Below are 20,035 nucleotides of genomic sequence, written 5' to 3'. Positions count from 1 at the left end.
CTGTTGTTATCCGAAATTTCGGATAATAGCAGAGAATCCTTTCCGAACTGCCGGAACATGGCGCAGAACTTGCGCAAGTCCTTCCTGAGAAGTTCATCGGCCTGTTGCTTTGTCATGGTATGGGCAGAATACTTTTCCCCGGGTTGCAGGCAATGACCCCAACCTACATAGGGGTGATGCCGGGAAGAATGCCAGCCCTCGAACCGCTTGATACACTCGACGGCAAGGAAGAACTTGTCCTGTTCTCTTTTCCCTGAATTTTCCGCTTGCAACGGTATGTTCCCGAGACAGGAGGTGGCGAAAAACGCGGCAAACAAACTTGTCCTTATTCCCATAGGCGAATCGGATCTATTAAAGGATACCACTTGCCATCGATAGTAACTACGGTGTCCTCATCTCCCGTCTCGTTGTTGAAGTCGAAGGTCAACTGGAAAAGCTGTGCCGGCTCGCTGTTGTCCTCAAAATAGATGTCGATGCTCTGCTGGTTTTCACACTCGGAGGTGTAATAAAGGCGGAACACCTCCCGGTCCAGGGGGTAGCGGTCGTTGGGTAGCAGCACCATTCCGTCGTCCATGCGCAGCTTGCCTTCGCCGTCCGGCTGGAAATAGCGAATGGTATAGCGGACGTCGGAGAACCGTCCTTCCCGTTTCAGTTCACAACGGATTTCCACGGTTTCACCCTTCACAATACGTGTGGGAACCGGCATCGTCTCCACTGTAAAGGGATAGGACTGCTGCACGTCAAGGTCATCGCTGCACGAGGTAAGCATACTAAAGGTCAGGCCCATCAGGGCACATACAAGGGCATACAGCCCTTTTCTGTTCATATTAGGTTTCATATTCATTTCTTGTTTTAACGGTTTATAAAAAAATTACTGTTCAGGCGGAAAATTACTTTCCAGGTATTCGTTCAGGTCCTTGCATCCGGCATACAGGTCGGAACAGTCGTCAATCCTGTCACCGTAGCGTTTCCGGAGGACGGCCAGCGTCCTTCTTCCGGCATCATCATTGTCCAGATAGCACCGGATCTTCCCGTAATTGTCCAGATAAGGAAACGAGCGTTCAAGCAGGGCCACCGAATTGAGGACCAGATAATCCTCACCGCGGCTGATGCCGAGTACCTTCCATGAAAGAAAGTCGATGAAGCCCTCAAAAAGGTTGCAGGTAAGCGAGCCGTTGCGGATAAGGGAAATGTCCTTGGGCGGCAGACACCATTTCATGAATCTGGTCCGCAGCTCATAGCCTCCGCCCATATTCCTGAAACCGACGGCGAAATACCGCTTGCCGTACAGCCGGAACCGTACTTCCTCGCACTCTGCACGGGCAATTTCCGCAGGTATGCCGCGTCCCTTCAGATAGCTGAGCAGGGCATTACAGCGCAAGGGACCGCAAACCACCTCCTCGAAGCGGGAAGGCTCTTTGCGCTTTTCTGTCCTGACACTTTCCTTTTCTCTTTTCTGTCCGGCATATTCGGGGACTGTTCCTCCATATACTCCGGCGATGAACCTCGCCTGTGCCATGAAGCCGTCACTTTCTGAAATTTCCCCCGCAAGGGTGAAGATGTCACCCCCATGTCCGGTACCGAAGTCATGCCATACACCCTTACGGGTATTCACATGGAACGAAGGTGTCCTTTCCTCACGGCACGGGGAGAGATACCAGCATTCGTCGCCGTGCCTTCTGACGGGCTCATGTCCCAGACGGGACAGGAATTCCTCAATGGGAATGCCTCTTATCATTTCTATATCCATAGGCGTCTAATTGAAGATGAAACGGACTCCAAGCCCGAACTGTGTCGTGAACTTTCCCAGAGAACTGCCCCAAAGCACACGTTCGCGCACATGGGCAAGCAGCACGATACGGTCAGTCACATAGCTTTCCAGCTCCAGCGTCAGGGCTCCGCCATAGACGAAGGCATCCCGGTAGGCAAGCATGGAACCGTCATACAGAACCTTTTCTCCCCAGTTCAACGTTTCATATCCCACCAGGGCAGAACCGCCTACAGAAAGGAAGAATATCTTCGCCGGGTCGGACAGGAACTTCAAATAATAGCCGCCCTCGGCAGTAAACTGGGCCCGTGGAACGAAGGTCCCGCGATAGCCGTAGTTCTTCAGCAGATATTCCACGCCAGCCACCCAATGGTTGGCCCTTTTCGTATATCCCGACACGGCAAAGCCCGTGTACCAGTCAACCGGTGATTTCAGGTTTCCGGCAAAGCCTCCCCTGAGTTCCACACCCTTCATTCCGGGAAGGTAACGCTGGGCGTATGCCTGCCCCGATGACAGGGCAAGCGATACGCATACGGCAAAAAGAAACAGATACTTCTTCATGGTCATTTCACTTTAAGTTCATTGATCACCCTCGCTCTCACGATGTCCTCACTCTCCACGGTGAAGGTCTGGTGACGGCCTCCGCTCTTCTCGTGCATCTCCACCACCAGCATCTTGTCGGCGGGAATGGTGAACTTGTCAAAGACAAAGACGGTACGCTCATCCTTCTTTCCGGCGACAGCCGTGGCATAGTTGTAGGCACGCAGTGGAAATATCACCTGCTCCTGGATGGCCGTGCGCTTGAGTACCTTCTTGTCCACAATCTTGAACGTCACGAAATCCACCTCATAAGGCACATTCGACGTGTTCTTCACCTGGGTGTGGAAATAGAGCAGCCCGTTATGGGTATAGAGCCCGCGCAGCAGGTACTGGATGCCGAACGCCTTGCTCCCGATATGCTTGATGCGGCGTCTGTTATCCTTGTGGATGGCCTTGGCAATAAGGTGTACCAACTTGGGCGACTCGCTGCCGAGTTCCTTCAGGTAGATGTCAAGGGCATTGTTCGGGCGGTTCACCTCGCTGCCGTCATGAACAAAATCGGCCATCTCGATGTTGAGCAGCAGAGGCTCGTCGGCATACTTCACATTGAAGGTGTAGAAACTTCCGCTTTCGGTAATCACCGACATGTTGGTCTCCTCAAGGAAGTTCTTTCTGGTAGCCTTTACCCTGATTACATTCTCTGAACCGTCCGCCTTGCCCGCAATCAGATTCGGAGAACCGAGATCCACGTAACGGACAGCCGAGGGAAAGATGATATGGGTCGTCTTGTCATACGTCACTTCCAGACCGTAAGGCGGAATCATCCGGTCAAAGGTGAGCTTTCTGGACAGCCCGTGATAGAGGTCGCCGTCCTCCTGCTGCGGATAGATATCCGCCTTCAGGGTCAAATCATTTACGGCCGTGGTATCAGCCGACTGTGCATGTGCACTTGCAACGCCGCCTGCGAGGGCAAGCATCAAAAGAATCTTTTTCATGTCTTTACAGTTTTAATGGGTTATTGATTGTTGTTCTGATAAAGCATCAGTCCATAGCCTGATTTGAGGTGTACCTTCTCCTCGCGCATCTTTTTGGAGATGTACTGCGACACGCCCTGTATGGCCCCTCGTCCAAGCTCGGAGAGAAGCTGGTCGCCTGCCGACTGGTTGGTGATGGAGATGGTCGTGCCGAGATTCTGTCCCATGTTGGCGGCCACTTCCCTTACCGCATTCGCTTCCGTCGAACCGGGAATGAATATCCCGGCCTGTCCGTCACTGTCCAGCACGGTCAGTTCCACGGGAATGACATTGCCGTCATATTCGACCTGCAGGATTTCAATGCCAAGCCGCTCGCCCTGGATACGTCCCTCACCGGTCAGCAGGGTATTGCGGGGAAGCACACATCTTCCCACACGCATGGCCTCCAGCAGCCTGAGACGCACGCTTTGTCCGCTGATAATGGTCTGGTCGCCATGCACGCAGGCCCGTATGGTATTCCTCGCCATCTGTGTCCCGGCACTGCCCACAGCCGTATGGAAGCCGATATCAGCACCGGAAAGCAGTCTCGCGAACTGTACCGAATCGGTAAGAGGCTGAGGAAGGGACGACACGACCGGAGAGGACACCAGCCCGACGGGAACGGCTTTCGCCTTCCTCTCCCTTGAGGGACTTTCCGTCTCCTGACTGTCCGTTGTTCCCATGCTGCCGCCCGAAGGCATATATTTGGCGGCAAGTTCATAGGACTTCTCCAGCAGAGCCACCTGTTCCTCGTAGCTCGGTCCGGCCGTCTGCGCTGCGGCAGCCTGTCTGAGCTGTTCCACCTCTGCTTTCAGGGCTTCCTTTTCCGGGTCTTCCTCAGGACTCTCGTAAAAACTACCGAGAGTGGCGTTGATGTCGTTGTAAGCCGAGGCTGAAGAGGCGAAGGCTCCCGTCCTGCCGTTTCCTACGGAACGGTACGCACGGCTTTCATTTTTTCCGCCTTCTGCTTCTCTTTTTCGGACGGGGCGAAGATCAGCCACATGCACCCGAGGAACAGCAGGAACATGCCGGTGAAAACCAGATATTTCCTGATTTTCTGCTTCTGTTTCAATTTTTCTGCATCTGTACTCATAATCTTACTTGTTGAACTGGTTAAAAAACTCTTCCATCTCACGGACTTTCATATCGGAGAGGGTATCCGCAGGCACAAAGTCGGGAACCTCAAGCGGGGTTATCCTGATGATGTCCTGCCGGGCATCCTCCCGTCCGATGTCATAAATCGCACGGAAAATCATGTAGAAATTCACCAGCGCGAAAAGGGAAACCATCACGATGACGGCGATTGCCCTCTGACGGGGTGTGAGTCTGTCACAAAGGCCGCGCAGCCTGCCCCCGATACATTCCTTGAACTTTACATATATTTTTCTCATACATACATTGTTTTATCTGTCATACATTCTGATATCCCTGTTCTCCAGTACATGGAACCCTTCCAGGATGAACCCGTGCGGATTGTTGTCACTGCGGGTGGAATTCCGCAACCTGCCATGCGTGACAAGGCTGCGTTCCGTCACGCTCTTCTCACGGATGATGAAAAGGCGTGCGTATGTCATGACATCATACGGATAGGTGTTGAAGTCGCATTTCACGCTGTCTATCTCGATACGCTGGCTGACATTGCCCGAAATTATTCTATTGTAATAACCCTGTTCGGCCAGATCCCCGTAATGGGAATAGGCGGAACGGTCACTCAGGAACATGGCACGCTGCACGTTCCCCTCGATGGCACTCTTGTCAGGGGCCAGCGTGAAGAACAGCTCATGGAAACGTCTGACATGTTCCCTTGCCTCTACGGGACGGTTCTGCTCCAGGTCCTGCGAGAGGGCGAGCATGAGCGACTTCCCCTCATCCAGCACATAGATCTTCTGGCGCTGGGCTTCGGCAAAACTGTATGCCTTCCACACGGAATAGCCCACAAGCAGGGTGCAGACACCCAGATAGACTATTCCGAACAGGCGCAGATGCCGGAAGCTGGTCTCGATATTTTTCAATGATTTGAATTCCATTCTTATTCGTTTTATGATTGTTACTTGATTAGTCTTCCGGCCACATTTCCTACAGTAGCACCTGCGGCACCGCCCACAATGGAGCCTGTCTTGGAAGCAGCCTGATTCACGTTCTTGCCGTAATTTCCTGCACCTCCACCGGCCTGAACAATCCAGTTGGCCACGGTCGGAATCGTGAAATACCCGATGATGCCGATAATCAGGAACGTGATGTACACGGCATTGGAACTGTCCGGAATGAAGTTGGGGTCGGACAGCTGCTCGATGTCCCTCTGAAGCATCAGGGTCTGTATGCGTGCCAGCACACTGCTGAAAAGGTCAGAGACGGGCAGCCACAGATAGATGCTGATATAGCGCACAAACCACTGGCTGAGCGAAGCCTGGAAACCGTCCCAGCACGAGATAGCAAAGGAGATGGGCCCGAGTATGGAAAGGACAATCAGGAAGAAGGTCCTGAGCGTATCCACCACCAGTGCGGCGGCATTGAACATCAGTTCCAGCAGCTCGCGGAAAAAGTTCTGCACCGCTTTCTTCATGTTATACATGGCGCGGTCCACGTACATGCCGCACGCTTCGATGGCGTCCAGGGCTCCCAACTCGTCCAGCTTGTTGTCAAAAGCCTCCTTGTCCACCAGGTAGGCCGTCTCGGGATTCCTCCGCATCGCCTCAATCTCCAGCTTGTCCTTCTGCTCCCGGTACTCGTTCATGTCGAAGGTCTGCGTCTCCAGAATCCTGTGCGTTCCGGTCACGACGGGTGACAGGATACTGTTGATCGTACCCAGCACGATGGTCGGGAAAAACATGATGCAGATACCCAGAGCAAACGGGCGCAGCAGGGGGAACACGTCAATGGGTTCGGCCCTGGCCAGCGACTGCCAGACACGGTACGCCACATAGAAGAGGGCTCCCAATCCGGCAAGGCCTTTGGCCACGCCGGTCATCTGCGAACAGAGCGGCATCATGTCCGTGTACAGACTTTGCAGAATCTGGTGCAGATTGTCAAAATTCACAGCCAACAATACCATAAGCAATCCTCCTTGAAATTACCAGTAGCGTTCGTTGGGTGAACCGTACAGGGCCATCACACGGTCAAGATCATTCTGTTTTTTGGCACGCAGGTACGACACGCCGATGTTCTTGTTGGTATAGTACTGCACCAAGCTGCGGTATTGCAGCATGTCGGTATAGCAGCGGTCGATGATGTCCATACGCTCCTTGTCGTTCATCGAAAGGCCGTTCTCATTGACCACGGTCTTCAGGTCGGTCAGCAGGTTGGCACTCTCCTCCAGCAGCTTCGTGTAGCCGATGGAGATAGCACTCAGTTCCTCGGGGGTGAAGTAGGGGTCACTGAGCATACGCTCATAACTGGTCACATAGATTTCCGTGATGTCACCGACCATCAGGATGGTCTGCTGCACCTTGCGGGCATCGCGTACCAGATTCTTGACCTTCCGTAGGCCGTCATAATACTCCTTGCCCTGCTGGTAGATCTTGACCGTCTCCTGAAAATTGTTGAGCATGTTGCTGGCCGTCGATGAGGTGTGGACGATGTTCTTGGCGGCGTTGATGATACCCTGGGCCAGGTTTCCGGGGTCGGTCACTACCCATTGGGCGTGGGCTTTGCCTGCCGAAAGGAGGCAGATACAGCATAGGGCTGTCAAAATTCTTTTCTTCATGTGGTTAATCGTTTAATGGTTGATAAATGATTTTACTGTTTCCTTCTTGTGTCAGCCAGTTGTTTGATTGCCAACTCGATATTACCACCCAGCTTCCGGGTAAGCCGCATCAGTTCCAGTTTTTCCGTCTCCTCGGTCGTGTAGGTGTAGTACTCTTCCGGCGAGACCTCGGTGGCATAGACCGCCGACTGCGTTCCGCCAAGACCTATCCACACTTCCTTGTACTTGCGGGACGGGTTGTTGGCCATGTTGATGGAGAGAATTTGGGCACGTTCCTTGTCGGTCAGGCCCAGCAGGGACTGGATTTCATCGAACTTGTTGACATACTTCCTCTGGTCCAACAAAATCTTGCAGTCGCTGTTGTTGATGATGGTTCCTTTGACGATGGGTGAAGAGATGATGTCCTCCACCTCCTGGGTAACGACAACAGCCTCTCCGAAAAACTTTCGGACGGTCTTGAAAAGGTACTTCAGATACTCCGCCATACCTTCCTTGCTGATGGCCTTCCATGCCTCCTCCAACAGAATCATTTTGCGTACTCCCTTCAGCTTTCTCATCTTGTTGATGAAGGTTTCCATGATGATGATGGTGACAATCGGGAACAGTATCTTGTTGTCCTTGATATTGTCCAACTCGAAGACAATGAAGCGTTTGGACAACAGATCAAGCTGCTTGTCGGAGTTTAACAGATAGTCGTATTCGCCACCCTTGTAATAAGGTTCCAGCACATTCAGGAATCCCCACACGTCAAAATCCTTCTCCCGTGTACGCTTGGTCTTCAAGATTTCCTGATACTCGTCGCGGATGAACTCATAGAAGGTGTTAAAGGACGGAACCACGGTACTGTCCGTGCGTATCTTCTCCAGAAAGAGATTGACCGCGTTGGAGAGTGCCACCTCCTCGGCACGTGTCGGTGGCTCGTCGTCACGTTTCCACAGGGTAAGGATAAGCGTCTTGATGGACTCCTTCTTTTCGATGTCAAACACACCGTCCTCCACGTAGAAAGGATTGAAGGCTATCGGATCACTCTCCTCATAGGTGAAATAGATGCCGTCCTCGCCATGCGTGCGGGCATGGATAAGGCTGCACAGTCCCTGATAGGAATTGCCCGTATCGACCAGTAGCACATGCGCTCCCTGCTCGTAATACTGGCGCACCATGTGGTTGGTAAAGAATGACTTTCCGCTGCCTGAAGGTCCAAGGATGAACTTGTTGCGGTTGGTAATCGTACCGTTCTTCATCGGCAGGTCGGAAATGTCCAAGTGGACAGGCTTTCCGGTCAGACGGTCCACCATGCGGATGCCGAACGGAGAAAGCGAATCCTTGTAGGACGTTTCCCCGATGAACAGGCACAGGGCCTGCTCGATGAAGGTGTAGAAACTTTCCTCAGACGGAAAATCACCGGCATTGCCGGGAATGGCCGCCCAGAAGAGTGTCGGCACATCAACCGTGTTATGGCGGGGCTTGGCCTCCATCAGGGCAATTTGGCTGCCCACGTCGTTCTTGATACGCTTCAGCTTCTCCCGGTCGTCGCTCCATGTAAAGACATTGCAGTGCGCACGGATGGAAGTGAGCCCCTTGCTGTGTGCCTCGTTCAGGTACTCCTCAATCCATTCACGGTTAATCTGGTTGGAACGACTGTAACGGGACAGCGAGTGCATGTTGCGGGCGGTCTGCTCGAACTTCCTCAGGTTCTCCGCCGAATCGTCTATGAAGAGATACTGGTTCACGATATGGTTGCATGTGAGCAGTATCCCTATCGGTGCGGCAAAGGAGAGGCGGCAGTCGCTGCGGTCCGTGGAGAGACGTTCATAACGGCTGTCCGTTTCCACAGACGACGGCAGGTCCTCCGTCTCGGAGAGGGTATGCAGGCAGAGCAGGTTGTCACCGACCTTCATTTCCCCGGCTCCGAGGGTAATGTCATGCAGACTGGTCGTATTTCCCTGCGAAAGCGAGAAATACTTTTCGATAATGCCCGCGGAAGTTTCCGTACCGATAATCTCTTCATCCGTCAGCCTGACCATGCGGACCAGACCGCTGTCGTTCACGATACGCTCGAACTGCCCGCAGCATTCCAGAAACCGTGCGACGGTATCCTTCTCCTGCATCTCCTTGGGGATGATGAACCCGCGCGTGAGGGCATTGAAGCTGCTGGTCGTGCGGCTGTGCTCCTTCGTGGTCTTGGTCAGGAACAGATAGCAGGTATGGTTCAGGTATGGCCGTTCGTTGAAATGCCTTTCAAAGCTGCGGCTGAGGAAACTCAGGTCATCCCGGCAGATGTCGGGCCTGTAGCTCTCCTCGATGAAGATATCCTGCTTGTGGACAATGCTGTAGTTCGGTAGAACCCGGACAGCCTTCGCCCATGTGGAATGGAGGGCCTCGTACTCGGCGCGTGTCAGCGTGAACACTTCCGGCAGCTCCACCCGGTAGGCCACGGTAATGTCGGCATCCTTGCTGATGATGCACCCGTGCTCGACGGCCATCAGCGGAAACCGGCTTTCCAGTGTGGCGGCTTTCATTACATTTCTCATACATTACGTTTTTTCGGGGTTGGACAAATCAACCGGAGGAAACCCTTCCGGCTGATGATGTAGCGGGGATGGCGGCGCAGCGCCTGCAATTTCATCAGTCCCCATTCACCGTATTTCGCGTTCAGGCGGAAAGTCACCCAGACAAGCACCGAAGCGCAGATGACACCGAAGCCGATACATACCCACTGGTCGATGCCTGCCATATACATGATGACAAACAGAACGAACAGGGCGAGCAGTCCGCCGGCGAAGATGAACAGGTACTGGCTTTTCAGTCCCTTGAACTCAGGGCTGCGGCCGATTCCCTTGTTGATAGGATACTTTGCCATAATCAGAGGAAGAATGAGCGTAAAATGGTGGCGGCCACGATGAGGAAGATACAGGCGCCGAACCAGCTGGCTGCCGTCTTGGAAGTGTCGGGATCTCCCGAGGAGAATTTGGAATAGACCTTCACGCCCCCGATAAGACCGACCACGGCTCCGATAGCATAAATCAGTTTGGTTCCCGGATCGAAATAGGAAGTGACCATGTTGGTGGCTTCGGTGATACCGCCGATACCGTTACCCTGGGCGAAAGCCCCTGTCGTTGCAAGCAGCGCCATGGCTGCAAAAAAGAGTCTTTTTTTCATGTGTCGAAACTTTTAATTGGTGAGACAAAAAATGATTTCGACCACGAATGTATGGTTTGTAATTTGCTGATTTGCAATAGTGACGGCTTGTGACATTGGGTGTCATTACGTTACATTGGAAATAACTTTAGGGTAATAAAAAAGGAGAAGACAATAAAGAAGTAACAAAGCGAATGAATTCGATTGCTAATCGCAACTAACCTAATTAGTAAGTATAATTCTGTTACACAATTCAATGATTAATGCCCTATAATATGCCACAAAAAAGGATAACTAAGGTTTAATTGACAAAAAATATGTAACTTTGTAGTTGTTAGGAAGTTAAAGATAACATTGTTAATCACTATAAATTATGAATGAAACAGATATAATCATACGGGAACTTACCCAAGAAGAATTGATTGCAAGAAAACCTTTTTCACATTTTGGCTGGGAAGGAAACGGGGCATTCTCTTTTTCTACGATTTCTGATGGATATTGGGAAAGTTCAAAATTATTACTTGAGAGAATGAGAAAAGAAAGCAATAACTTTGTTATAGTTGATTCTTTGGTATATCCTTTATTTTTTAATTATAGGCATTCGATTGAGACATATTTAAAGCTATTGTTTTTCGAATATGGAACGCAAACAGAACAGGCAAGGCGTGACTTTTTGGAGTTGGGACATGATTTACAAAATTTATGGGCCAAATTACGACCTCATCTAGATAAAGGGAAAAAACACGTAGGAAGTGCTATAAATATCAATGTAATAGAGTATTATATTAAATCAATAAATGGATTTGATCCAGATTCAATGATGATGCGTTATCCTGTTGAAAAAGACTTAAAAGCAAACAAAGAACACGACTATCATTTCGATTTCATCAATTTTGGTGAACGAATGAATGAATTGTGTGCTTCTCTAAGACAACTTGATTATGATTTGTCAAACCAAATGTTAGAAACTGCATCATTGGAAGAACTATCTACCTATCTTAATATGATTGAAAAATATCGTCGTCAAATAGATGAGTTTTTATCAATATTAAAAGCTGAATCAGAAAAAGAAGCCATAAAAACATTTGATTTCCAAACTCTTATTGATAATTTAAAAAATAATGAACCATCAAAAATTTGTAAGTTTCTCAACGAATGTGACCCGGATTTGCTTATTCTTTTAGATAATTTATTCTATGGTGGACGAACTGTTAATTCAAAAGAAATTCGTTTATCAACTTCTGAGGTTAGTAGACAAAAGGAATTCGTAAAATTTTGTTTCGAATTATTGAATAAAGATAGACTCTGCTTTGGGAAAATTCCTGATAAAGAACAAATTAACATCTGGGGTAAAACAGCTTCAGTACTTTTTAAAGGAATATCTACAGCCTTATCTATATTAGCATTAGAACACCCAAATGACGAATAAAAAAATGAAATGAAGTCTGAAACTTAATGTTTTTCAGACTTCATTTCATTAGGCGTGTTGGACATATCACAAATAACCAGAAAAGAGACATAATATTACTTCATATTCACATATACTTATTCCAGTCAATGACATTCCTTTTTGAATTCCGCTTTGAAACTTCCGTTTCAGACAGCAGTCGTCCAGAGGAGTCCAGATGCTCCTTCAGCAGTTTTTCGACTTGGACGGTTGTACTTATTTCAGTGGAAAAGAATCCGAACAGATCCGTATCCTGAAGACAGTACAGGGTTTCTGCAGCAGCCTGAATGTTTTTCCGGTCTTCCGTGACAGACATCAGTACCTCTGCCACATTACTCAGTTCCTCAAAAGTAAGAGGCTTGGAGAACTCAGGGTCAGGAATAGACTCCTCGGAAGCCATGAGGTCCTGTCTGTCCGATTCCGTCAATCCGTTACCGGAAGTGATTCTATTTTCCACGTCATCCGAGTTAATCTCTTCATCCTGGTCGATTGCGACCTTCTCCAGTTCCATAGTACGTACAGGTATCCTGCGAGCCATATCTGGGTCTTCCAGATATACAATGTTTGTCTTGCCTATCACGTCATCGTCCGTATCATTGTCTGCCCGTACAGGTGAGTCGGTACTATCCTTTACAGTCGCACCCCGGCTGTCTCCGACAAAGGTTTTCCCGGAATTCTTTCCCGCTTTCTCCACCATGCGCTTTTTCCGTTTCCTCCACAGTCCAACACGTATACGGCGGGCATGACGAAGAAGCCTGTCCCAGAAATCATACGACACAGGGCAGAAAATGATTGCCCACATTTTATGCAATATGTAGATGGCTGACACCAACTTTACTGAAAAATAAAATACTGACATTTCCATAACTTTCAAATTTTAGGGGGTGAAAAACGTTCCTTATACATTTGGGTAATTTCATCTATGTTAAGTTCGATATGCTCAGCAATGATATTGCTGATATAACTTGAAATGCTAACCTCCGGAGCTATTACATGAAGATAGTTCTTTATCTCGTCGTACAGCTTACGGTTAAGATACACCTGAATACGTCCCGGCATGGGGGTATTCACCAGATATTTCTGTCGGAAGCCACTGTCCGACTCACGTTTCCTGCGTGTCTTCGGTCTGTCCGGCACGGTATCCCCGACAGGTTCCGGTTCGGACTCCACTTCAGAAGATGTATCCTCTTCCCTGGCATTGTCATTCCTGCCGGGCTTGTCGGTCATGGCGGCTACCATATACCCACGGACGGCATCCTCATCCACTTTCACGATCTTCTTTGCCATATTCATTAAAAATTAAGTTTTACAATCAATTCGTCGGCTAGTTCCTGCAAACCACTGCCCTTGAGCTGTCCTGCCGGAGGAGGCAAAAGAGAACAACGGAAAAATGTTCTGGATGACAAGGAAAGCTCCTTCTCATAACGGCACAAATCTGGGATGGTAGAATCCAGAACTTTAAGTCCCTGTTTCTTCATCAGTGCCATATAATTGTTGAGTACTTCGGTATTGCTTCTCCTTCTGACCTTAGTCCAGAACAGGAATACATCTTTCAGGGGAATATCCTTCCGTTCCCTCGTGAACTTCATGACACTGCTTGCAAAACTGAAACTGCTGTCCATGACAAAATTATCGGCGGCAATGGGAGTCAGCACATAGTCCACATTGAAAATGGTCTGCAAGACACCTGACACATCCATTGTCCCAGGCAAGTCTATGAAAATGATGTCATAATCACCGGTTTCCGCAAGTTCTCCGGCAATCTGACGTGCATCCTCCGGCCTTGCCCTTCGGATAGGATAAATCCTGCGGCCTCTAAGCCTCTGCTCATCAAGCTGTACCATATACTTCTTGTTCTTCTCCACCATTTCCATGTCACGCTCCCTCAGATTGAACAGGCTGCGTTGGGTGGAATCACAGTCAACGATGGCGATATTCCTGTCCATCGAATAACTCAGGAGACTGGCAAGCGTTACAAGCATCGTACTTTTGCTTACTCCTCCTTTCTGGTTGCTCACAGCAACGAATAACGGGTTCTTCTTCATAACTGATTGTTTTAATTGTTTATTACACGGTTGTCTTATCTGTCTGTTGTCTGCTTGCTTGGTGATACGGTTGTATGGTGCGCACCAACCGACAAACCAAACGTCACCGGTTGCAACCGACAAATAACCCGATCAATGTCTGTCTGTGTACTGCAACAGCCGATTACACAAACCGACAGAACAACAGGGAAACAGGTACAGACCTGTCTGTTGCAACCGTCCGCACTGCAAATAAAAAGGGATTTTCCCGAATAAATGCTATCAGCTGGGGTCGGTGTCGACCCTTGTCACCGTATGACATCTTGTTACATATAGTATGCTGTTTTACAGATGGATATGCCGCCGTAACTTTGCCGTCGACAACGGAATGGATGCCGGATGGAGCTATCCCGAAGCCGAAGAATGAGGCTGAAGGTCAAAACTCAATTTGACTTCAGGCAAATTCATGTTCAAGCGAACATAGCAAGTTGTGTTTTGAGGCACCCGAAATAAATTCGGGCACTCAAAACAAACTTGCCGCTCGCCTGAAGGCTCGGGAGGGATTTCCTCCAAAGTCGGAAATCCATGACGGAAAATCAGCAACAGAAAATCTCAATGCGTATGGAAGAAAACAGTAAAAGAAAGACAAGAAAAGGTGCGGGACGGAAGCCGAAAACAGACCCGGCGGTACACCGCTATGTGGTACGGCTGAACTCGGAAGAGAACGGCCACTTTGAAATCCTGTTCCAGAAATCTGGACTGAAACAGCATTCCAAGTTCATCAAGGCGATGATTTTCGGGCGCGAAATGAAGGTGGTCAGAATCGACAAAGCGGCGATGGACTACTACATCAGGCTGACAAATTTCTACCACCAGTTCCAGGCCATCGGCAACAACTACAACCAGACGGTGAAGGCAGTCAAGTCCAATTTCGGCGAGAAGCGGGCGTTCGCCCTGCTCCGAAACCTGGAGAAAGCTACCATTGACCTGGTGGTGCTGAGCAAGCGTATTGTCATGCTTACCCGGGAATTCGAGGAGGAATACCTGATAAAAAGAAGGAAGGAGGAACAGCAGAATGGTAGCTAAGATCAACAGGGGGGTATCGCTCTACGGGGCGGTCATCTACAACCAGCGTAAAGTGGACGAGGCAACCGCCCGTATCATCGCGGGCAGCCGCATGATTACCGACCTCAGCGGAAATCCCCACAATGTCATGCAGCAGACGCTGTGGGCTTTCGAGAGCTATCTCGCAGCCAACAGAAACACGGAGAAGCCGGTACTGCACATCTCCCTGAATCCCTCGGTGGACGACCGCCTCACGGACGGGCAGTTCGCGGAACTGGCACGCGAGTACATGCAGAAGATGGGCTACGGCGACCAGCCCTACATCGTCTATCTGCACGAAGACATTGACCGCAGGCATGTCCATATCGTCTCCACCTGCGTGAAGGAGAACGGCGAGAAAATCAGTGACGCATACGAATGGAACCGCTCGATGAAAGCCTGCCGGGAACTGGAAAACGAATTCGGGCTCAAACCTGTGGCAGACAAGCGGAATGAACTGCTGGCATCGTATCTAAAGAAAGCGGACTACCGGGACGGGGACGTGAAACGTCAGGTCGGCAATATCCTCAAGAGCGTGTTCACCGCCTACCGCTTCCAGACATTCGGGGAGTTCAGCGCCATGCTCTCATGCTTCAACATCGAGGCCAAACAGGTTCGGGGAGAATTTGAAGGTTCACCCTACAACGGTATCGTATATACCCTGACAGACGATACGGGCAGGCCGGTATGCACGCCTATCAAGTCCTCGCTCATCGGCAAGCGCTTCGGCTACGAAGGGATAGAAAAAAGGATTGCCGTCAATGTCCGTGACTTCAGGAACCGGAAGTGGCAGCCGAAAATCCATGACACCGTCGCACTGGCCATGCACGGATGCCGTGGAAACCGGGAAGACTTCATCCGGCTTCTCGGGGAAAAGGGCATCGACGTGGTGTTCAGGGAAAACGAGGAAGGCCGCATCTACGGCGTGACCTTCATCGACCACAAGAACCGTGAGGTATATAACGGCTCCCGTCTGGGCAAGGAATTTTCCGCCAACGCCTTCGAACTGCTTTTCAGCAGGCCGCAGGAATTTCCGGAACAGGAAGCTCCCGGACAATATGCCGGCACACGGGAGAGCCTTTCCGACAACATGGAGAGTACCATCGAGCAGGCTTTCGGGATATTCAGTCCCGACATCAACGGTCCTGACCCGCAGGAGGAGGCACTCGCCCGCAAACTGCAACGCAAGAAAAAGAAGAAAAAACGCCGTTCACGCGGCATATCCTGATTGTCAATTACCAACCATCAAAATTTTTACAGTTATGCAACAAGAAGATGATTTGAGAGGACTGGCCAAGGTCATGGAGTTCATGCGTGCCATTTCCATCGTGTTTATTGTCATCCACGTCTACTGGTTCTGCTACGGGACATTCGTGGACATGGGTATCAACATCGGAGTCGTGGACAGAATCCTGCTGAACTTCCAGAGGACGGCAGGACTGTTCAGCAACCTGCTTGTGACGAAAGTGTTCGCTTTCATATTCCTGGGCCTTTCGTGCCTGGGTACGAAAGGGGTCAAAAACCAGAAGATGACGTGGCGGAAGATATACGCTGCCTTCCTCGGCGGCATCGTCCTTTTCTTCATGAACTGGTGGATGCTCGACCTGCCGTTCAACCCGACGGTGAATGCGGCCGCATATACGCTGACGCTCACCGCAGGCTATATTCTCCTGCTCATGTCGGGAATATGGATTAGCCGTATGCTGAAGCACAACCTCATGGAAGACGTATTCAACACTGCCAACGAAAGTTTCATGCAGGAAACAAGGCTTATGGAAAACGAGTATTCCGTCAACCTGCCCACGAAATTTGTCTATCAGGGCAAGGAATGGGACGGCTGGATCAACATCGTGAACCCGTTCCGAGCCTCTATCGTACTTGGAACACCCGGCTCCGGAAAGAGCTATGCCGTGGTGAACAACTACATCAAACAGCAGATTGAGAAATCCTTTGCCATGTATATCTATGACTACAAGTTTCTGGACCTTTCGGAGATAGCCTACAACCATCTGCTCAAGCACAGACAACATTACAAAGTCAAGCCGGAATTCTATGTCATCAATTTCGACGACCCCAGACGCAGCCACCGCTGCAATCCGATCAATCCGAGATTCATGGCAGACATCAGCGATGCCTACGAATCAGCCTACACGATAATGCTCAATTTGAACAAGACCTGGATTCAGAAACAGGGTGATTTTTTCGTGGAATCCCCGATTATTCTGCTTGCTGCAATTATCTGGTATTTACGTATTTACAAGGACGGCAAGTATTGTACGTTCCCTCATGCAATCGAATTTCTTAACAAGCCGTATGCCGATATTTTCACGATTCTGACCTCGTATCCGTCCCTCGAAAACTACCTTTCCCCCTTTATGGATGCCTGGCAAGGCGGAGCTCAAGACCAGCTCCAGGGCCAGATAGCAAGTGCGAAAATCCCGCTTTCGCGCATGATCTCACCACAGCTTTACTGGGTGATGACGGGAGACGATTTCACCTTTGACCTGAACAATCCCGAACACCCCAAAATCCTCTGCGTGGGCAATAATCCTGATCGCCAGAATATCTATTCTGCGGCATTGGGTCTGTACAATTCCCGTATCGTGAAGCTCGTGAACAAAAAAGGACAGCTCAAGAGTTCCATCATCATCGACGAGCTTCCGACCATCTATTTCCGGGGTATCGACAACCTGATTGCGACCGCCCGAAGCAACAAGGTGGCCGTCTGCCTCGGCTTCCAGGACTTCTCGCAGCTGGCACGCGACTACGGCGACAAGGAGGCGAAGGTCATCCAAAACACAGTAGGCAACATCTTCAGCGGACAGGTGGTCGGAGAAACGGCAAAATCACTGTCGGAACGGTTCGGCAAGATTCTCCAGCAGCGGCAGTCCATATCCATCAACCGTCAGGACACTTCGACTTCCATCAACACGCAGCTTGATTCCCTGATACCCGCTTCCAAGATAGCCAATCTTTCGCAGGGTACATTCGTTGGCAGCGTGGCAGACAATTTCGGGGAAGAGATAGACCAGAAGATTTTCCATGCCCGCATCATCGTGGACAGCGCAAAGGTATCGGAAGAGATGAAAGCCTACAAGAAAATCCCTGTCATCAACGAGTTCAGGGACGCGGACGGAAACGATATCATGCAGCAGCAGATTGACCGCAACTACTCGCAGATAAAGGCGGATGTCTTGCAGATAATAGAAGAAGAGATGGAAAGAATAAAAAATGATCCGGAGCTGAGACACCTCATCCCGCAGCAGGAGGGAGAAGAAAACAATGACTGAAAATAGAGAAAAAGGGAGACCGCTGTTTTATTTCCGCCTGCAAAGGTCGTCCCGTGCCCGCTGGATTGTGCAAGGCCGGGCCCCTCCGTGGTTTGCTGAAAAAATCATCCTCGCCAGGGGGCTCCGGTATTTTTTCGCAAAGCCTTGCGCAATCCGGCACGGGACAGAAAGGCAGGCAAGAAATAAAATACCGGCTTGACAAGCCGCAGATGTCTAACTCAAAAAATGAAAGATATGAGCAGAAGCAACTTCACCCCGATGGAAAGATTCCATGAGATTCTAAACGGACACGGACTACAGGCCATGAACGTAGGTATAAATCATATCCGCATCTTCAGGGACGGCCGGAAAATATTCGACTACTATCCGCTGAGGATGAAATTCTTCGACTACCACAACTGGTACCAGCTTACCTATCCATCCTTCGGCAATGGCGACGGGAAATGGGAACAGGAGCTTCAGGAGATAATCGGCAGACTTTCCGCCGCATAAACGGTATGCTATGGCAGCGCACATGAAAAAGACGGAATGGGACAACATTCCCGAATGGGCCATATATGCCCTGGAATACGGAACGGAAGAGGACGGTAGCCTGAATGAAGAGGAACGGGCCATGATTGAAAAATTTATCGGCACACATTTCCCGAAAGGATACACGATGAGCGTGGATTGGGACGCCTGCAACGAGTTTGACCGCTATCCTGCATTTGGAGAGCCTTGCAAGACCTGCAAGGTTCTTTTTGTTTCACCATAAATACACAGAAAAATGAAAAGAATGACATTGAGCGAATACATCGCTGTCCCCGAAAATTACCGGGGAGTATGGACTACCGAACGGTGGGACATTCCCGATTGGGAAAACTTGAGAAAAAGCCACATGGGAAAACGTACCCTGATGGTATATGACAAAGGCACGTGCCTGCTTGTCGAGGGACTGAGCCTTGAAATCGTGGATGACAGTTCCTGGAAGAAGCCGGAGGAAATCAAGAAGGAAATCCGTGAAAAATATCAGGAATACCGTACTGAAAAGGGACGTGAACCGCATTTCCTCGAATGCATCATACGCTGGAACGACACCTTGGAGACACTGGAGACAAGAATAGCCCTGGACATGGATTCCGATACGGAAATGGACGATGAAATCTTCTTCTATTGCGATACTCTGGACAGCCTGCTGTCACTCGTTGACAAAAGCGGGGAAGATTTTGTCATAGCCGGATGTTTCGGATTCGGTGAATATGAAGAACTATACAGGCAAAATAAAAAGAGAGGGTGCATCAAATATATTGCAATTTGATACACTCTCAAAATTCAGAGGTTGAAAATGCGCTCTTATTGTTAACAATCAATTAGGAAAAAGAATTTTCCTCTTAATGCATATGGAATGATAACAGTTTTATAAAGTATAACATAAAAAAGTATCCCTCCAATTACACTTATCGGTAATATGCTATATATTACATAGTTATGTATTGTTCTATTGTATTTCGAATGTTTGTACTTTTCTAATATAGAATTGGTTTGCCTAATATACTTTATCAATGAATGCATAAGCATTAAAATAGCATATACTAAATATAACATTAAAGTCATATTATTTTTGTCACTCTCGAAAAATGCTATTACAATCCCCATAATGGGGAAACACAAAAAGAATTTAACAGAAGTTATAAATAATATACTATTTACTATGGCACAATCATTTTTTCTCTTGTACCATACATACATTCTATAATATATATAATCCATTCTCACCACTTTAACAAAGCTCCGTTATTTTTATCAAAATTATCATCGATATAATAATCTAAATGTTCACCTATAGAATTACCCGTAAATAATGTCACCATTTTTTGAATGAGTAACTTCCAAATGAGAGAACCGCATTAACAGTTTTTCCAAATCTTTCTTGTCCATGATTGTTCTTTTGTCTGACGGTTAGTACTATTATTTCCGGATTATCGCCAAAGATATTGTAAATCAATGGCTATCTACAAAGATATGAAAT

The 20,035-nt window shown here is 49.1% G+C and carries 21 protein-coding genes and 2 pseudogenes; 7 read left to right on the top strand and 16 right to left on the bottom strand.

Annotated features, from left to right (window positions below; translation table 11 throughout):
- The 13 genes and pseudogenes from NW211_RS10445 to NW211_RS10385 all read right to left on the bottom strand — a co-directional run.
- Nucleotides 1-335 (bottom strand): annotated as a pseudogene (locus tag NW211_RS10445) (glycoside hydrolase); the annotation flags it as partial.
- Complete coding sequence (locus tag NW211_RS10440; protein ID WP_375379587.1) at nt 326-838, bottom strand: DUF3872 domain-containing protein; 513 nt, start codon at nt 836-838, stop codon at nt 326-328. The gene NW211_RS10440 and the pseudogene NW211_RS10445, both read right to left, overlap by 10 nt.
- Nucleotides 839-871: 33 nt before the next feature.
- Nucleotides 872-1,750 carry a toprim domain-containing protein gene (locus NW211_RS10435; RefSeq protein ID WP_258327797.1) on the bottom strand — a complete coding sequence of 293 codons (879 nt, stop codon included), beginning with the start codon at nt 1,748-1,750 and terminating at the stop codon, nt 872-874.
- Between the two features lie 6 nt (nt 1,751-1,756).
- A complete protein-coding gene (locus NW211_RS10430; RefSeq protein WP_057254219.1) occupies nt 1,757-2,329 on the bottom strand; it encodes a conjugal transfer protein TraO in 573 nt (190 codons plus the stop codon).
- A gap of 2 nt (nt 2,330-2,331) precedes the next feature.
- Nucleotides 2,332-3,303: a conjugative transposon protein TraN gene (traN, locus tag NW211_RS10425; RefSeq protein ID WP_258327796.1), complete on the bottom strand. Its 972-nt coding sequence runs from the start codon at nt 3,301-3,303 to the stop codon at nt 2,332-2,334.
- Between the two features lie 20 nt (nt 3,304-3,323).
- Nucleotides 3,324-4,414, bottom strand: a pseudogene (gene traM / locus NW211_RS10420) (conjugative transposon protein TraM).
- A gap of 4 nt (nt 4,415-4,418) precedes the next feature.
- Nucleotides 4,419-4,712, bottom strand: coding sequence for a TraL conjugative transposon family protein (locus NW211_RS10415; protein WP_258327795.1), 294 nt, complete (start codon nt 4,710-4,712; stop codon nt 4,419-4,421).
- A gap of 12 nt (nt 4,713-4,724) precedes the next feature.
- A complete protein-coding gene (gene traK, locus NW211_RS10410) occupies nt 4,725-5,348 on the bottom strand; it encodes a conjugative transposon protein TraK (RefSeq protein ID WP_029426967.1) in 624 nt (207 codons plus the stop codon).
- Nucleotides 5,349-5,368: 20 nt separating this feature from the next.
- Complete coding sequence (traJ, locus tag NW211_RS10405) at nt 5,369-6,373, bottom strand: conjugative transposon protein TraJ (RefSeq protein WP_258327794.1); 1,005 nt, start codon at nt 6,371-6,373, stop codon at nt 5,369-5,371.
- An 18-nt stretch (nt 6,374-6,391) separates the two neighbouring features.
- Complete coding sequence (locus NW211_RS10400) at nt 6,392-7,024, bottom strand: DUF4141 domain-containing protein (RefSeq protein ID WP_087409725.1); 633 nt, start codon at nt 7,022-7,024, stop codon at nt 6,392-6,394.
- Between the two features lie 32 nt (nt 7,025-7,056).
- Nucleotides 7,057-9,555: a TraG family conjugative transposon ATPase gene (locus NW211_RS10395; protein WP_258327793.1), complete on the bottom strand. Its 2,499-nt coding sequence runs from the start codon at nt 9,553-9,555 to the stop codon at nt 7,057-7,059.
- The gene (locus NW211_RS10390; RefSeq protein ID WP_258327792.1) at nt 9,552-9,884 is read right to left on the bottom strand and encodes a DUF4133 domain-containing protein; all 333 of its coding nucleotides are present in this window, start codon (nt 9,882-9,884) and stop codon (nt 9,552-9,554) included. Before NW211_RS10390 ends, NW211_RS10395 begins: the two co-directional genes overlap by 4 nt.
- A 2-nt stretch (nt 9,885-9,886) precedes the next feature.
- Nucleotides 9,887-10,183, bottom strand: a complete 297-nt coding sequence (locus NW211_RS10385; RefSeq protein ID WP_258327791.1) for a DUF4134 domain-containing protein — start codon at nt 10,181-10,183, stop codon at nt 9,887-9,889.
- A gap of 352 nt (nt 10,184-10,535) precedes the next feature.
- Between NW211_RS10385 and NW211_RS10380 the strand changes: the two genes are divergently transcribed.
- Complete coding sequence (locus tag NW211_RS10380) at nt 10,536-11,591, top strand: hypothetical protein (protein WP_258327790.1); 1,056 nt, start codon at nt 10,536-10,538, stop codon at nt 11,589-11,591.
- 106 nt (nt 11,592-11,697) lie between these two features.
- Here NW211_RS10380 and NW211_RS10375 read toward each other — a convergent pair whose 3' ends face one another.
- From NW211_RS10375 to NW211_RS10365, 3 genes are read right to left on the bottom strand one after another with little or no spacing between them, the layout of a single operon-like run.
- Complete coding sequence (locus NW211_RS10375; RefSeq protein WP_258327789.1) at nt 11,698-12,474, bottom strand: DUF4122 domain-containing protein; 777 nt, start codon at nt 12,472-12,474, stop codon at nt 11,698-11,700.
- 5 nt (nt 12,475-12,479) lie between these two features.
- Nucleotides 12,480-12,896, bottom strand: a complete 417-nt coding sequence (locus NW211_RS10370; protein WP_075319293.1) for a DUF3408 domain-containing protein — start codon at nt 12,894-12,896, stop codon at nt 12,480-12,482.
- A gap of 5 nt (nt 12,897-12,901) precedes the next feature.
- Complete coding sequence (locus NW211_RS10365; protein ID WP_258327788.1) at nt 12,902-13,654, bottom strand: ParA family protein; 753 nt, start codon at nt 13,652-13,654, stop codon at nt 12,902-12,904.
- Nucleotides 13,655-14,248: 594 nt separating this feature from the next.
- On the opposite strand from NW211_RS10365, the gene mobA reads away from it, so the two are divergent.
- From mobA to NW211_RS10335, 6 genes are all read left to right on the top strand, one after another.
- Entirely contained in the window at nt 14,249-14,719 is a 471-nt protein-coding gene (mobA, locus tag NW211_RS10360) for a conjugal transfer protein MobA (protein ID WP_258327787.1), read from the top strand.
- Nucleotides 14,709-15,965: a relaxase/mobilization nuclease domain-containing protein gene (locus NW211_RS10355; protein ID WP_258327786.1), complete on the top strand. Its 1,257-nt coding sequence runs from the start codon at nt 14,709-14,711 to the stop codon at nt 15,963-15,965. Before mobA ends, NW211_RS10355 begins: the two co-directional genes overlap by 11 nt.
- 34 nt (nt 15,966-15,999) lie before the next feature.
- A complete protein-coding gene (gene mobC / locus NW211_RS10350; protein WP_258327785.1) occupies nt 16,000-18,027 on the top strand; it encodes a conjugal transfer protein MobC in 2,028 nt (675 codons plus the stop codon).
- Between the two features lie 234 nt (nt 18,028-18,261).
- On the top strand, nt 18,262-18,519 hold the full coding sequence (locus tag NW211_RS10345; protein ID WP_258327784.1) for a hypothetical protein: 258 nt from the start codon (nt 18,262-18,264) through the stop codon (nt 18,517-18,519).
- A 10-nt stretch (nt 18,520-18,529) separates the two neighbouring features.
- Nucleotides 18,530-18,781 (top strand): DUF6926 domain-containing protein, encoded by a 252-nt coding sequence (locus NW211_RS10340; protein WP_080704529.1) that lies wholly within the window; start codon nt 18,530-18,532, stop codon nt 18,779-18,781.
- A 12-nt stretch (nt 18,782-18,793) separates the two neighbouring features.
- Entirely contained in the window at nt 18,794-19,324 is a 531-nt protein-coding gene (locus NW211_RS10335; protein ID WP_258327783.1) for a hypothetical protein, read from the top strand.
- The last annotated feature ends 711 nt before the right edge of the window (nt 19,325-20,035 follow it).

The sequence above is a fragment of the Barnesiella sp. ET7 genome (assembly GCF_024733785.1).
GTDB lineage: Bacteria > Bacteroidota > Bacteroidia > Bacteroidales > Barnesiellaceae > Barnesiella > Barnesiella merdigallinarum.
Note: the sequence above shows the minus strand (reverse complement) of the source record. Positions and strands in the feature narration are given on the sequence as shown.

Coding starts and splice junctions, on each gene's coding strand:
- traN (WP_258327796.1), bottom strand. CDS start 3,303: ATGAAAAAGATTCTTTTGATGCTTGCCCTCGCAGGCGGCGTTGCAAGT.
- NW211_RS10355 (WP_258327786.1), top strand. CDS start 14,709: ATGGTAGCTAAGATCAACAGGGGGGTATCGCTCTACGGGGCGGTCATC.
- NW211_RS10370 (WP_075319293.1), bottom strand. CDS start 12,896: ATGGCAAAGAAGATCGTGAAAGTGGATGAGGATGCCGTCCGTGGGTAT.
- NW211_RS10345 (WP_258327784.1), top strand. CDS start 18,262: ATGAGCAGAAGCAACTTCACCCCGATGGAAAGATTCCATGAGATTCTA.
- NW211_RS10400 (WP_087409725.1), bottom strand. CDS start 7,024: ATGAAGAAAAGAATTTTGACAGCCCTATGCTGTATCTGCCTCCTTTCG.
- mobC (WP_258327785.1), top strand. CDS start 16,000: ATGCAACAAGAAGATGATTTGAGAGGACTGGCCAAGGTCATGGAGTTC.
- NW211_RS10430 (WP_057254219.1), bottom strand. CDS start 2,329: ATGAAGAAGTATCTGTTTCTTTTTGCCGTATGCGTATCGCTTGCCCTG.
- NW211_RS10435 (WP_258327797.1), bottom strand. CDS start 1,750: ATGGATATAGAAATGATAAGAGGCATTCCCATTGAGGAATTCCTGTCC.
- NW211_RS10365 (WP_258327788.1), bottom strand. CDS start 13,654: ATGAAGAAGAACCCGTTATTCGTTGCTGTGAGCAACCAGAAAGGAGGA.
- NW211_RS10385 (WP_258327791.1), bottom strand. CDS start 10,183: ATGAAAAAAAGACTCTTTTTTGCAGCCATGGCGCTGCTTGCAACGACA.
- NW211_RS10415 (WP_258327795.1), bottom strand. CDS start 4,712: ATGAGAAAAATATATGTAAAGTTCAAGGAATGTATCGGGGGCAGGCTG.
- NW211_RS10380 (WP_258327790.1), top strand. CDS start 10,536: ATGAATGAAACAGATATAATCATACGGGAACTTACCCAAGAAGAATTG.
- traJ (WP_258327794.1), bottom strand. CDS start 6,373: ATGGTATTGTTGGCTGTGAATTTTGACAATCTGCACCAGATTCTGCAA.
- NW211_RS10375 (WP_258327789.1), bottom strand. CDS start 12,474: ATGGAAATGTCAGTATTTTATTTTTCAGTAAAGTTGGTGTCAGCCATC.
- NW211_RS10340 (WP_080704529.1), top strand. CDS start 18,530: ATGGCAGCGCACATGAAAAAGACGGAATGGGACAACATTCCCGAATGG.
- traK (WP_029426967.1), bottom strand. CDS start 5,348: ATGGAATTCAAATCATTGAAAAATATCGAGACCAGCTTCCGGCATCTG.
- NW211_RS10390 (WP_258327792.1), bottom strand. CDS start 9,884: ATGGCAAAGTATCCTATCAACAAGGGAATCGGCCGCAGCCCTGAGTTC.
- NW211_RS10440 (WP_375379587.1), bottom strand. CDS start 838: ATGAAACCTAATATGAACAGAAAAGGGCTGTATGCCCTTGTATGTGCC.
- NW211_RS10395 (WP_258327793.1), bottom strand. CDS start 9,555: ATGAGAAATGTAATGAAAGCCGCCACACTGGAAAGCCGGTTTCCGCTG.
- mobA (WP_258327787.1), top strand. CDS start 14,249: ATGCGTATGGAAGAAAACAGTAAAAGAAAGACAAGAAAAGGTGCGGGA.
- NW211_RS10335 (WP_258327783.1), top strand. CDS start 18,794: ATGAAAAGAATGACATTGAGCGAATACATCGCTGTCCCCGAAAATTAC.